Genomic DNA, 14,205 nt, shown 5'->3' on the forward strand with positions numbered 1-14,205 from the left:
GAATCGGTTCGGGCTGGCGGTAAGCAGCCCGAACTTCTTCTCTTTCGGAAAGGGTGGAATATGATGAACAACGGCAATGGCGGGACGTCGTCCCGGTTTCATCGCGTGGGGGTACCCGTGCGTGCGGACGAGACGAGATCGGCCGCGGTTTGCAGGGACAAGTCCGGAAGGGAGCGAATCGTGATCGTCGCGCGCGGATATGCGCTGATCGTCGATCCCGTGTCCGGCGCTTGCCGGCAGCTGGAGTTTGAGGAAGGGAAAAGCGAATATCCGTACGCCGCAATGAGCGGCCGGACCGGTTTGTTTTATACCGGCGCCGGGCCGCTGCTTGCCGTATTGGATCCTTTTCGCGAAACGTTCGTATCCCGGCAGGAGCCGGTTCCCGGGGAAGTCGTATGCGGGTTTGCCTTCGCCGAGGACAAGGACAGGACCGTTTATGCTACGACGTATCCGAGTGTGCAATTGCTACACCAGGATCCGGCATCGGGACAATGGGAAACGCTCGCCCAGCTGGACCCGGCGCAAAAATACGCGATGTCACTTGCAGCCGGCGATGACGGCTGGGTGTACGCGGGAATCGGGACGGCATCGGCGGGCATCGCCGCCTGCCGCGTGTCGGACGGCGCCGTTCTGGCTTTGTGCAAGGAAGATCGCGAGGTGCGAGGAAGCGGGCACGTACACGTCGGCGCAGACGGGGACGTGTACGGCAGGCTACCCGCAGACGATGCGGATATCGGCGACGACGCTTCAGGGCTTCCGGGCGCCCGATGGTTCCGGCTCCGCGGGGGCAAGGCGGAGCCTGTGGAGGAATCGGCCGTTTCCCCTTCCGCGTACCAAGGCTCGGGCTACCGGAAGCTTCACAAGGAGCTGAGCGAGGGCAGACGGATCGCGAGCTACGAGCTCGCGGACGGAGAGCTCGTCATCGAGGAGCCGGACGGCACCCGTACGGCACTCAAGCTGAACTATCTAGGGGGAGGCGCCACGCTGTCGCCGATGGCGATGGGACCGGACGGCAATCTGTACGGCACGTCGAACCACCCGCTTCATCTATATCGTTACGATCCGGCGGAGGACAAGCTGCAAAACTTCGGCGGGAAAATCGTCGAGCGCGGCGGCGGAGGCAACATTTGCGCTTATGCTTCGCAAGGGCCTCTTTTGATTGGCGCGGCTTATGCGGGAGGCATTCTTCATGTGCTGGACACGAGGCTGCCGATGTGCGGCGAGCCGGGCCCGACGCGCAATCCGAGGCTGGTGCATGCGGACGACCGCATTCACAGGCCGCGTTGCGCTCTTGCGCATCCGGACGGCGAACACGTCCTATATGGCGGGTTTCCCGGCTACGGCTCCGTAGGAGGGGGGCTCGGCATATGGCATATCCCTTCGCAGACCGCGAAGCTTTACGAGCACTTGGATGTCGTCCCCTATCAGAGCTCGCTCGGCCTAGCTGCCCTGCGAAACGGCGACGTCATAGGCGGAACAAGCGTCGAAACGCCCGGCGGTGCCGACCCGATCGCGGGGGAGGCGAGGCTGTACCGCTTTTCGTGGACGGATAACCGCGTAACGGAGCGGTGGACGCCGATTCCGGGAGCCAGGGAAATTTCGCTGCTGACGGCGGATGCGAACGATCAAGTCTACGGGATCACCTCGGCTGCGACGCTCTTCGTATTCGATCCGCATGCGGGGACCGTTCTCCGCCGGCAGGACTTGTCCGCTTGGGGATCGATTGTCAGGAACGGCCTGATCCTGACTAGTTTAAGAGGGAAAACGGCAGTGCTCGGCTTGCTTAGTCGCGCATTGTTCACGATCGATCCTGCGACTCTGGAGGCCGAACTGCTTGCCGAGCTGCCGAAGGAAGCGAGCAGCGGAATAGCGGTCCGCGAAAACAGCGTTTATTTCGGCTGCGGTTCCGAATTATGGAAATTTACATGGGAAGAGGGGGAGGAACAATGAAATACGTACTCTCGAGCTTGCATGCGGACAACGTTCCGGGGCTGCTGGACGGAGTGGATACGAGGGAAGCCTGGGAAGCCGAACGCAGTCGAATCATGAGCGAATGGAAACGGTTGCTCGGTAATCCTCCTGTCGAGGGTCTGCACGATAAAAGGGGCAGCGGCGGCGGCTTCGAACGGCTTGCCGAAACGCAAGAGGAGAACCACCGCCGGCTGAAGATCGCTTACGACAGCCTGGACGGCGACCGGATCACGGCCTATCTGCTCCTGCCGAACCGCTCCGGCGTGGAAACGGGCAAGCGTCCCGCCGTTCTTGCTCTTCATCCAACGTCGCCGAACGGGAAGGACGACGTCTCGCTGGCTTCAGGCAGGGAAAACCGGACGTACGGACTGGAGCTTGTGTCGAGAGGCTATGTCGTGCTGGCCCCTGATTCCATCACGGCCGGCGAACGGATTTATCCCGGGGCCGAGGCCTATCAGACGGCGCCGTTCTACGCGCAGTATCCGGAATGGACCGCCGTAGGCAAAATGCTGGCCGATCACATCCGGGCGGTCGACATTTTGGCGTCGCTTCCGGAGGCGGATGGCAGCCGAATCGGCGCCATCGGCCATTCGCTCGGCGGCTACAACGGCTGGTTTCTTGCCGGCGTGGATCCGCGGGTTCGGGCTGTCGTATCGAGCTGCGGCTTCAGCATGTTTGCCGGCGATCCCGATCCGAACCGCTGGGGGCAGCGCGATTGGTTTTCGCATTTTCCGGTTGTAACGGGGATGCTGGGCGAGGGCCGCATTCCGTTCGAATGGCATGAGATCGCCGCGCTTGCCGCACCCGTGCCGCTGTTCATGTGGAGCGGTATCGGCGACCGCATCTTTCCGAATTGGTCGGCGATAGCGGCGGGGATGGCCGACTTGGCCGGCTTGTACCGCTTCTTAGGCCAGGATGAGCGCTTCGAATTTTGGATGGGGCCGGCAGGTCACGATTTTCCCGCGAAGGTACGCCAAATGGCATACGAATTCCTGGACCGGCATTTATTGACAAAGCCCTCCTAACGAGTTGGCAGATATGGTATACTATACAATTATGTGTCACTAGGAGCGGTTTTTGTGTTAAAAAAACGCACAGAATTCGATGATCGTTACCAGAAATTCCGCAGCGAAATCCGCAATCAAATTATCAGCTCCGCGCTGAAGCCCGGAGATTTTCTCCTCTCGGAGGTAAATCTCAGCAAGATGTACAATTTGAGCCGGGATTCCGTACGCAAAGTGCTGGCCGAGCTGGAACTGAGCGGACTCATCGAGAAAATACCCGGCAAAGGAAATATCGTAACCGAAACGGAGCAGTGGAAGGAAGAAACGGTATTAAAGCTCGTTTGCTTCGACGATTCGTACGAGAGATCGACGCTCCTGCAGCTGATCCCGTTATTCGAGAAGGAAAACCCGAGAATTCGCGTGGAATTCTCAACCGTGAACGAAAACGGATACGGCGAATACCTTGCCGATAAATTAAGGGAAGACGAAGCCCAGGATATGATGATCATATCCGACTTGCATTATCGAAAATTCGCGGATGCCAATCTGCTGGACAAGCTGCTCTCAAGCGATCCTTCCGAGTGGGCGCGCCAAAACGACATGTACCCGGAAGCGGTGAGCTTGTTTATGGACGGCGAGCATTTGAAGGCTGTCCCTTTCGTTTTTTCCCCTGTCGTGTATGTCGTCAATAAGAGCCTTGTGCCGGATGCGGATCGCTTATCGATTAACGATTGGACGCAATTGTCCGAATTCGCAGTCGCCCATACGATTAGAGACGAGCACGACACGATTAAACAATACGGCTTCGGGTTCACCATATCCAACAACCGCTGGCCGATGTTCCTCCTGCAAAATGGCGGCGGCATACTCGATGCCGAGAAGCGGTCGCTCTTCGGCAGCAGCGAAACCGTGGAAGCTTTCCGTTTTTGCTTGGATCTCATGTTTAATCGCGAGGCTTCTCCCGCGTCGATCTACGGGGGAACAAGAATCGTGGAAGACCTGTTTATGAAACAAAAGGTTGCGATGATTATCGGCACCTATCATTATATGAATGAATTCGGCGCTCATTTTATGGATTGGGACGTTGTCCCGGTCGTGCCGGGGAACCGTACGAAAGCGACGCTTCTTCTGGGAGGCGCGCTTGCCATTAATGCGGGCAGTCCGAACCTGACGGCGGCCAAGCTGTTCGCACAGTTTCTTACACGTTACGACTCTCAGAAAACGTTTAAAATGAACGGCTGCACGATTCCCATTCTGCGAAAGGTTGCCGAGGATCAAGCGATATTCAATCCGGCGATCCATCCCAAAAATTATCATGCATTCGTCGATATGCTGCCTTATTCGCATGCCATCCAGAATCTCGGCATCGGCCAGCAGGACTTGGACCAAATACAGAAGGAACTCGTTCTGATGTGGATGAAGATGGAGGACCCGGAAGTTTCGGTCAAACGAATCGAAGAACAAATGCTTAACGAAAGGGCGGTAGCTCTTTTAGGAGATCGTTTGATGTAAAGGTCTTGATACTCGAGGAAGCCCCCGCGGCTTCTTGAACGGCTGCCGCTCGGCAGCCGTTTTTTTGCGTTAGCTGGCGTCAATCCCGCGGTTTACCTGATGCGCCTTCGCTTTATCCTCCGCGTCGTTAACTCAAACCGTCCTCGCAAGGATGGGAAAGATCCTTGTCTTCATTCAAAACAACAAGCAGCTGAAGCAGCTGCTTGCGCTGTTCCGGCGAAAGATGCCCCAATAGTGTCTCCGCGATTTCGGTCTGAACGGCAAGGATCCGGCTAATGTTGGCTTGCGCCAATTCCGTAAGCTGGATCAGGGTGGCGCGGCGGTCGGTCGGGTCGGGAGTTCGGACAAGCAGGTTTTCTTTTTCGAGCGCATCCACAAAATCGGTTACGGTGCGGGCTTTAATCCCCAACTTGGCTGCCAATTCGTTCATGCGGATTTTACCCGATTCCGATACGACGGACAGCAGGCGCAAGCGCGGACCCGATATTTGAAAAGGCATGTCGAGCGCGGTAATTTGCTCCTTGAATTCTCTTTGGAGAGCATGGGTGGATCGAACCAATACATGGATCACGTCTATCGCTAAAGGATTATCGGTAAGATCAATCATCGTTGTGGCTCCTTGATATGAAATAGCTTGAAGATGGCGTTGCAAATGCATGCCGGCGCTTTCGTTACTTCCATTATAGCCTGACGAGTCTGCTTAAGCCATCGGCCGTCTTCGAACGCTGCCGCTGCTTACCCGCGAGAATCGCTGCTTGTCAGGATTGTGCTTGACGTTCCGTTAAATGCTGTGTATCCTCAGTAATATATACAGAGTAAACTCACTAAGTGGTAAACTCACTTAATTTCGAACGTCTTGTGTAGAAAGGATGAAGCAAACATGAACGAAACGGCGATCCCCAATAGCGACAAGCTGCTGCGCGTGCTTGTTTTCGCATTGATATTTTCCGTGATGAACGGTACGATGTTTAACGTCGCGCTGCCGGTAATCGGCAAGGAATTCCAGCTTGCGCCATCTCAGTTGAGCTGGATCATGACCGGGTATATGGTTATTTACGCGATCGGCTCGATCGTGTTCGGGAAGCTCGCGGACAAATACCGGCTTAAGGATTTGCTGACGTTCGGACTTCTTCTCTTTGCGGCAGGTTCGATCGTCGGCATGGCTGCTTCCGATTATGGTATGATTATCCTGGGGCGGGTCCTTCAGGCGGCCGGCGCCTCGGTTCTTCCCGCAACGGCAATGATCATTCCGATCCGTTATTTCGCGCCGGAATTAAGGGGGAGGGCGCTCGGGACGTCTGCGATCGGCCTTGCTCTCGGCAGCGCCTTGGGACCGGCGGTCGCAGGATTGATTGCAAGTGTCGGCAGCTGGAGGCTATTATTTCTGTTTTCCTTGCTTTCTTTGGCTACGCTGCCCTATTTTCGCAAATATTTGGACGACGAGAGGGGGAACGCGGGATTTATCGATTATGTCGGCGGCGGACTGCTGGCTGCGTCAGTAGCGCTCTTCCTGCTGGCGATAACGCAGAGCAGCTGGATGCTTTCGGCCGCCGGGCTTGTCCTGATGGGCTTGTTTATCGCCAGGATCCGTACCGCTGCAGATCCGTTTATTCAACCGGCTATATTCCGCAATACAAACTTCACGGTCGGGCTCCTTATGGCCTTTCTTGCGACGGCGATGAACTTCGGCTTAACGTTCATGACGCCGCAATATTTAGCGAAGCTGAACGGCCTTTCACCCGGGAGCATAGGCCTCGTTCTGTTTCCGGCAGCTATCGCCGCCGCAGTAATGGGACGCAGAGGAGGGAGGCTGGCCGACGAACGCGGCAATCCGTTTCTCGTAGCTGTGGCGTCCATCATGATGCTTCTATGCTATGCGCTTCTTTCCACTTATGTCGGGGCGTCGCCGTATTGGATCGCTGTCCTGCTGATAGCGGGCAACGTAGGCCAAACCTTCATGCAGATTGCGATGTCCGGCACGATTTCGCGGACGCTGGCGAAGGAACAGGTTGGGGTAGGCATGGGCCTTTTCTCCATGTTGAATTTTATTTCCGGGGCGGTATCCATGAGTGTCATCGGCAAGGCGCTCGACAATCCTTCTTCTTCCTTGCAGCTCAACGCGTTCGCATGGAAGGAAGGCGCCAATACTTACAGTAATATTTTCGTCGTCCTATGCCTGTTAACCGTTGTGATCGCCGGCGTTTACCGGTTTCAGTTCGGAGCCGCGCGAACAAGGGCCAAAATGGCTCCCTGACTGGTTCAGGGTGAGGACTTCTTGCAGGATTTTCATAATTTTGCGGGAAGCGGGAAACATAAAAGCTAGTAAAAAACGATAATCTCTTATAGATAAAAGGAGAGGAACCGAAAGTGAATACGGCTGCAGCGTCTACCGCTCAAGCTTCACAAGATTTCAGTAACGTGAAGAAACTTCCGATACTGATCTCGCTAATGATCGGGGCTTTTTTCTCGATACTAAATGAAACGCTGTTAAATATTGCTTTCCCGCAACTGATGATCGAGCTGAGCGTATCCGCTTCGACGCTGCAATGGCTCGCAACGGGCTATATGCTTGTCGTCGGCGTGCTGGTGCCCGCCTCGGCTCTGCTGGTGCAATGGTTTACGACGCGTCAAATGTTTCTAGGAGCTATGCTCTTATTCACGGTCGGTACGCTTGTCTGCGGGATCGCGCCGCAATTTTCTTTCTTGCTGGCCGGGCGCTTGCTGCAAGCCGCCGGAACCGGTTTAATGCTGCCGGTCTTGATGAATACGATTCTTGTGCTGTATCCGCCGGAAAAGCGGGGAGCCGCAATGGGGAGCATCGGCCTCGTCATCATGTTCGCCCCGGCGATCGGTCCGACGCTTTCCGGACTTATTCTGGAATCGCTGGAATGGCGTTGGCTGTTTTACCTCGTACTGCCGTTTGCCGTATTTTCCGTCATTTTCGCGTTCCTTTACTTGAAGAACGTGTCGCAGCCGACGAAGCCGAAGGTGGATGTCCTATCGATCGTTTTGTCTACGATCGGTTTCGGCGGTATCGTGTACGGATTCAGCAGCTCGGGTGAAGGACACGGGGGCTGGACGAGTCCGCAGGTATACGGAACCGTTCTGGTCGGAGCGGTCGGCCTGCTGCTGTTCGCCTTGCGTCAATTGCGCTTGAAGGAGCCTCTGATGGATCTCCGGGCGTTCAAGTACCCGATGTTTTCGTTGACGACCGTCCTATTGATCATCTTGATGATGACGCTGTTCTCGGCCATGTCTCTGCTGCCGTTCCTGTTTCAAGGCGCGCTTGGCCTGACGGTGTTCGCTTCCGGGCTTCTGCTGCTGCCGGGCAGCTTGCTGAACGGACTCATTTCCCCGCTCACGGGCAAGCTGTTCGACAAGTTCGGGCCGCGGGCGCTTGTCGTTCCCGGAATGGTTTTCCTGGTCGTCATCATGTGGTTCTTCACGCAAGTGTCCGTGGAAACGACCAAAACGACGTTCGTCATCCTGCACATTTGCATGATGGTTTCCATTTCGATGATTATGATGCCTGCGCAAACAAACGGCTTGAATCAGCTGCCTCCCCGTTATTACCCGCACGGTACGGCGATTTTGAACACGCTGCAGCAGGTTGCGGGCGCAATCGGAGTGGCCTTGTTCATCAGCGTCATGTCCTCGGGACAGCGCAAGTTTCTGGAGCAGTCTTCGGATCCGGCTGCGCCTGCCCAAATGGCGCAGGGAATGGTTGCGGGCGTCCATAACGCCTTCGTAATCGGCTTCGGTCTTGCGATCGTTGCTTTGGTTCTGTCGCTGTTCGTCAAGCGCACGCAATCGCCTGCGAAAGAGTGAGCCAAGTGTTGTAGGAAAAGAGAGGAATTACGCCAGTCCCTAGCTAACCGCGCTAGGGACTTTTTGACATGCCGCTTCCAGATCACACGATGTCAAGAGCGGCTGGACAAATCTTGACATCGTTTGCCTATGAGGCTATCGTTGACCTTACATAGGACAGGCAAGGAGAATGCCGATGGTAACGAGAAACGATGTGGCGAAGCATGCGGGGGTATCCGTTGCGGTCGTATCGTACGTGATGAACAACAAAGACAACGTGAAGGAAGCGACGCGGCAGAAGGTGCTGCGGGCGATCGAGGAGCTCGGGTATAACCCGAATTCGGCGGCGCGAAGCCTCAAGACCAAAAGGACGAGCCAGTTCGGCGTGCTGTTCAACAACCTGGGCAATCCGTTCGAGACGGGCATATCCCTCGGTCTGGAGGAGAGGGCGCGGCAGTTCGGCCAATCGCTTATTTTTCAAACGTATGTGCGATCCGAAGAGGATAAGTTAAGAACGATCTTCATGGGGCGGACGGACGGACTCCTTTTGATGGGCCAGAGTCTGAAGAATGAAACGATCGACCACTTTACCAAAATGGGCGTTCCGATTTATTCGGTTACGGCGCCGGTCAAGTTCCATTCCTCCGTGCGCTGCATCGATATCAACTGGTACGAGGCGATGCTAAAGCTCCTCCTCCATCTGAAGGAGCAAGGGCATGCCCGGATCGGTTTCATGGCGCATTCGGTGCGGGAGCTGCACCATCATGTGCGTTACCTTCATTTCCGGAAGGCGGCGGAGGCGCTGGGACTCGAGTTTCAAGAGGAGTGGCTGCTGCAGGCGGAAGGCAGGCTGGAATCGGCTTATCTTCACATGTCCAACCGGATCAAGGAAACGCCGGACCTGCCCTTTACCGCGATCGTTTGCGCCAACGATCTGATGGGAATCGGCGTGCTGTCGGCCTGCAAGGACAGCGGCTTGTCGGTCCCGAAGGCCATATCGGTGGCCGCTTGCGAAAATATTTTGATGGCGTCCCATACGACGCCGGCTCTAACGACTCTTCATTATCCGCGAAGGGAAATCGGCTTCATGGCGATCGACATGATCATGCAGCAGGTTAACGGCGGCAATAAGCCGGTCGATTGCACGGTCGGCTTCGAACTGATCGTCCGGGATTCGACAGGGGTCGCGAGAGTCTGATAGAAGGCACTCGCACCAAATCAAACAGGCTGCCGTCGTAACGGCAGCCTGCAGGGTAGATGGAAAATAGTTGTTGAAATTAATAATCTACACGTGTAAAATTAAATCAACGAGCAGAGGAAACAAAACCTCGTCCTATTTTTAAATCAAAATCTACACGTGTAAATTTAAGGAGGAAATCGAATGACGGATGCTAAGCTTGATATTCCCTCGCTGGCAAGACAGTTTGAGCAGGACGGGTATTTGCTATTGCAAAATATGCTGTCCGATGTGAAAGTAAAGGAGCTGAATACCGCGATCGACCGGATCGTCGCGGAGGAACCCGAAGCGCTTGCCTACAACGTGTACAACAGCGTCGAAAGAGACCCGTCCATCCTGTCGCTGATCGATCACCCGCAGCTCCTGCCGCTTATGGTCAATCTGATGGGCTACAACATTCAACTGCACATTTCCCATTTGACCGTGCGAAAGCCGAATCCGGACGACGTAAAGACGGCGACGAGCAGCTTCATCAATTGGCATCAGGACGGCCCGCATCCGCAGTTTCCGAAGATCGGCGGTCTTACCGCGACGTATTACATTAAAATCTGTTTTATCCTGAGCGATATGTCCGAGCCGAACCGCGGCAATACGAAAATCATCCCCGGCAGTCACCGCTGGCCCGATTTCCACCCGGTCCAAACTGACGTTAACGTGCCGCTGGAAGGCGAAATGCAGGTGTGCGGCAAACCCGGGGACGTGTTCATTTTCGCTCAAAACTTATGGCATGCCGGCTCCCCGAACCGTTCGGCGGATTTTGAGAGACGCCAGCTATTTATCGGCTACAGCCCGATCTGGATTCGGCCGATCGATTATCACCGGGCTTCTCCCGCATTGCTGGAGGGAGCCGACCCGATCCGGCGCCAGCTGCTGGGCGATATTAGCGCCAACTGCTTCAAATATTACGTTCCCGAAGCCGAGATGGTACCTCTCAAGCAATATTGGCAAGGCGGCGCCGCAGCCGAAAGCGCCTATCAGAAATAAATTTGGCCTTATCCCGGAACCCTTGCCGATCAAGGAAACCAATTCTCTTCTTATCCGTAAATGCCGTCCGAAGCGACGGGATTTGCAGATGGGGAGGGAATTTTTCTCTTTTTTCCCCTATTTTATTGCCTTCATAGAATGATATAGTGAAATACACGGCGCGAAAAGACTTCTTATGTTCAAGGAAAGCTTGCCATAGATTGCTGCGGAGGGGATTCCATGCGGTTCAGTATTTCGGGTAAGGTCATGATTATTTACGGCTCCATCTTCATCGCTATCATATTCTTAACCTTCGGCTTGTCTTATTACGGAACGGTAGGCCGTCTGGAGCAGGATTTGAAAAATACGCACATCGCGCTGCTCAAGCAAATCGACGATAAGATCGAAATCGTGTTCCGCACGACGGAGAAGGACTTGCTCAACCTGTCGCAGGAGCTCGAATACGTTTATTTCATGTATGACAGCTATGAGGACGCTTCTCAAAAATACGCCAATTTCTTCGGGTTATCGAACAAATTGAAGACGATGGTGCATGCGAACGAGCAATTTTCGTCGGTCTTCGTCTATTCGAATGTGAACGGAGACGTCATGACCGATAAAACGTTTCTCCAGCGGAACGAATCCGAGGACAATTGGCTGGCGGATTATATCGACATGGACGGATATTCCAAGTGGATTACGACCCACAAGGTTTGGGACGGGTCCAAAGAGCAGGATGTCGTTACGCTCATTCGCCCGTACCCGCTGATCAGCAGTCCTGGATACAGGAAGGGACTCGTCGCCGTCAACATTACGGAAGACGTTCTGTACCGCATGATTAGCGACGTGTACGATGGCGACCAGCAGAGCGGGCATACCTTTATCATCGACGACAAGGGCGGCATTGTCACGCATGACGATAAATCCCAATTATATAAAAACATGAACGACGTTCCTTACATCAAGCGGATATTGGACGAGAAAGGAAGCGGGCAATTTACGGCCAAGTCGAGCGGGGACAAGCTGTCCGTCTTCTATACGGCATCCGATTACACGGGCTGGCGAATCGTCAGCGTCATCCCGCAAAACCAGCTGTATCAGCCGCTGGAATCGGTCCGCAACCTGATGCTCGCGATTGCGGGCTTTATGATCGTGCTGGCGCTGTCCGTTCTGTTCTACGTGAACCGGCGTACCTTCAAGCCGCTTGACCGGCTGGCAGGCAAAATGTCGGGAACGTTCCGGCCGGCTCAGCCGGGACAAGCATCGGGTCTCGGGTATTTGGAGACGGTGTTCGATCAGATGTTTACGGACCGCGAGCAGCTGGAGAAGCGGGTCCGCGATTCGAAGCCGGTACTGAAATGGCGGATCGTGATGGACATGCTGACGGGCTACCGGACGGATTACGCCTCCGTAAGCAGGCAGCTGGAATTTACGGGGATCCGCTTCCTGCCGGAAATGTTCGTCGTCTGTACGGCCGAGTTCGGCAAGGAAGAGGGCATCAGCCCCAAGGACGAAACGCTTTACGCCTATGCGCTGTGCAATGTGGCGGAGGAAGTGATCGACATGGAACACGCAGGCGTCGCGGTCGATTTGGGATCGGGCTCCGCCGCGATCATTTTCAGCTTTGCGGAGGGCGACGAGGAGCAGAACCATCTTCGGGCACTGGCCATACTCGAGCATATTCTGGACATTATGAAGCGCCAATTCGGGCTTCTCGTGACGGCGGGCGTAGGCAGATGCTACAGGGACCTGAAGGATATCCCCAAATCGTACGACGAATCGCAGCGGGCGCTTCAATACCGCATGGTAGTCGGCAGCCATTCCGTCATTTCCGCCCTGGATCTGATCGGCTCGGACAATCAGGACTACTACCGCATCATCAAGATGACGGACCGGATACTCGAAGCTTTGCGGCAGACGGAACACGGCAAGCTGAATGACTATGTGTCGCTGATGTTCCAAGAAGCGGTCGGCGGCGGCTTGTCGCCGGAATTGATCCGGCAGCTATCCTACGAGCTGGTTATGAAATCGCTGCAGGCGGTCGCGGCCACGGGCATCGATACGGAGGAAACGCTTGCCGGCATGGGCAATCTCCATGAACGGATCAACCGCTGCAACGACTGGCAGGAGGCCGAACGGATCGTGCAAACCGCGCTAGGGGAGATGGCGAGGAAGGTCGAGGACAAGCGCTCGCAGCGGGGCAGCAACAAAGCGATCGAGAAAATGCTCGCCTTCATCGAGGAGCATTACAGGGAAAGCGCATTTTCCCTCGACCGGCTGGCCGACGAATTCGAGTTAAGTCCGACCTATATAAGCAAGCTGTTTAAGGAGCATACGGAGAAAAACTTCATCGACTACCTGATCGAAATCCGGATTAACGCCTCGAAGGAGCTGCTGGCCGACAAGAACCGCAAGATCAACGATATCGCCGAAGGGGTCGGTTATACGAATACGCGGAGCTTTCTGAGGGCGTTCAAGAAATATACGGGAATGACGCCGACGGAATACCGGGACTGGGTGCTCGGCTCGAAAGCCGCGCCGGAGTAGGCGTTCCGGATTTTCTATAACATATAAGTACACCTATCGCAAGAAATGTAACCCGCCGTTTTGCAAGAAAAGACACCTAGCGCATAACGCGTCTCTTTCCACACGGAGCCGGCTTCCCTACAATCAAAATCGTACCACACGACAAGATTGGCACGGCACGATACGAAAGGGTGAGGCGTTATGAAGGGGAGTATCCCGGCAGCGAAGACGGCGGAATGGCAGACCGGGACGCAAGGGGCAAGACAGAGAACGGCCAGGCAAGCGGCTTGGAGAAGAATAACGCGGGATAAACATTTATACTTGATGCTTTTGCCCGTTGTCTGCTTTTATTTTCTATTCAAATACGTTCCGGTCGCCGGAGAGATTATTGCTTTCAAAAATTACAGGTTCGCGGATGGTGTATTCGGCAGCCAGGGGGTCGGCCTCAAGCATTTCCGGATGATTTTCGCCAGCCCGGATTTTTGGAGAATCTTACGAAATACGCTTGTTCTGAACGTATACAGCCTTGTGTTCGGATTTCCCGTACCGATCGTACTTGCGCTTCTCTTAAACGAAGTACGCAGAAACTGGTACAAGCGCATCGTGCAAAATATGCTGTACATCCCCCACTTCATGTCGTGGGCGGTACTCGGCAGCATCGTCGTGGCGGCGCTGTCGCCGAGCACGGGAATCGTCAATCTGGTGCTGAAGAAAATAACGGGCGGAGAAACCGTTTATTTCATGGCCGATTCGTTCTGGTGGCCGGTTGCCTATACGTTGTCGGGCATTTGGCGGGAAGCGGGCTGGGGCACCATTCTGTATTTGGCAGCTATGGCTTCGATCGATCCGCAGCTCTACGAGGCGGCCAAAATGGACGGCGCCGCCAAGCTGCGGCAAATTTGGCACATTACGCTGCCCGGCATACGGGGGACGATCGCCATTCTTCTTATCCTAAGAATGGGACAGATGATGGACGTGGGACTTGAGCAAACGCTCGTTCTCCAGAACAATTCCGTGCTGGACGTAGCGGACGTCATCAGTACTTACGTGTACCGGGTAGGTCTGCAAAACATGAGCTACAGCTATACGACGGCGATCGGCTTATTCCAATCGGTCATCGGCTTGATACTCGTCCTTGGCGTCAACCGGCTCATCCGAGTATCCGGGGAACGGGGGCTGTGGTAA

At 55.0% G+C, this 14,205-nt stretch carries 10 protein-coding genes; 9 read left to right on the top strand and 1 reads right to left on the bottom strand.

Features of this window, described 5'->3' with window-relative positions; translation table 11 throughout:
- Positions 1–60: 60 nt before the first annotated feature.
- Genes ACKGJP_RS07090 through ACKGJP_RS07100 form a run of 3 tightly spaced genes read left to right on the top strand, consistent with a single transcriptional unit; the run spans position 61 to position 4,487 of the window.
- A complete protein-coding gene (locus ACKGJP_RS07090; RefSeq protein ID WP_409344964.1) occupies positions 61–1,950 on the top strand; it encodes a hypothetical protein in 1,890 nt (629 codons plus the stop codon).
- Positions 1,947–2,996, top strand: a complete 1,050-nt coding sequence (locus tag ACKGJP_RS07095) for an alpha/beta hydrolase family protein (protein ID WP_409344965.1) — start codon at positions 1,947–1,949, stop codon at positions 2,994–2,996. Before ACKGJP_RS07090 ends, ACKGJP_RS07095 begins: the two co-directional genes overlap by 4 nt.
- Positions 2,997–3,050: 54 nt before the next feature.
- Entirely contained in the window at positions 3,051–4,487 is a 1,437-nt protein-coding gene (locus ACKGJP_RS07100) for an extracellular solute-binding protein (protein ID WP_409344966.1), read from the top strand.
- A 127-nt stretch (positions 4,488–4,614) separates the two neighbouring features.
- Here the strand turns inward: ACKGJP_RS07100 and ACKGJP_RS07105 are convergent, their stop codons facing one another.
- A complete protein-coding gene (locus tag ACKGJP_RS07105; protein WP_409344967.1) occupies positions 4,615–5,094 on the bottom strand; it encodes a MarR family winged helix-turn-helix transcriptional regulator in 480 nt (159 codons plus the stop codon).
- Positions 5,095–5,367: 273 nt separating this feature from the next.
- On the opposite strand from ACKGJP_RS07105, the gene ACKGJP_RS07110 reads away from it, so the two are divergent.
- The 6 genes from ACKGJP_RS07110 to ACKGJP_RS07135 all read left to right on the top strand — a co-directional run bounded on the left by ACKGJP_RS07110 (position 5,368) and on the right by ACKGJP_RS07135 (position 14,205).
- The gene (locus ACKGJP_RS07110; protein ID WP_409344968.1) at positions 5,368–6,741 is read left to right on the top strand and encodes an MFS transporter; all 1,374 of its coding nucleotides are present in this window, start codon (positions 5,368–5,370) and stop codon (positions 6,739–6,741) included.
- A 113-nt stretch (positions 6,742–6,854) separates the two neighbouring features.
- The gene (locus ACKGJP_RS07115) at positions 6,855–8,315 is read left to right on the top strand and encodes an MDR family MFS transporter (protein ID WP_409344969.1); all 1,461 of its coding nucleotides are present in this window, start codon (positions 6,855–6,857) and stop codon (positions 8,313–8,315) included.
- 175 nt (positions 8,316–8,490) lie between these two features.
- Positions 8,491–9,492 (top strand): LacI family DNA-binding transcriptional regulator, encoded by a 1,002-nt coding sequence (locus ACKGJP_RS07120; protein WP_409344970.1) that lies wholly within the window; start codon positions 8,491–8,493, stop codon positions 9,490–9,492.
- A gap of 183 nt (positions 9,493–9,675) precedes the next feature.
- The gene (locus ACKGJP_RS07125; RefSeq protein WP_409344971.1) at positions 9,676–10,515 is read left to right on the top strand and encodes a phytanoyl-CoA dioxygenase family protein; all 840 of its coding nucleotides are present in this window, start codon (positions 9,676–9,678) and stop codon (positions 10,513–10,515) included.
- A 219-nt stretch (positions 10,516–10,734) separates the two neighbouring features.
- Positions 10,735–13,041 (top strand): helix-turn-helix domain-containing protein, encoded by a 2,307-nt coding sequence (locus tag ACKGJP_RS07130; protein WP_409344972.1) that lies wholly within the window; start codon positions 10,735–10,737, stop codon positions 13,039–13,041.
- 180 nt (positions 13,042–13,221) lie between these two features.
- Complete coding sequence (locus ACKGJP_RS07135; protein WP_409344973.1) at positions 13,222–14,205, top strand: ABC transporter permease; 984 nt, start codon at positions 13,222–13,224, stop codon at positions 14,203–14,205.

It is taken from the genome of Paenibacillus litoralis (assembly GCF_046244365.1).
Classification (GTDB): domain Bacteria; phylum Bacillota; class Bacilli; order Paenibacillales; family NBRC-103111; genus Paenibacillus_V.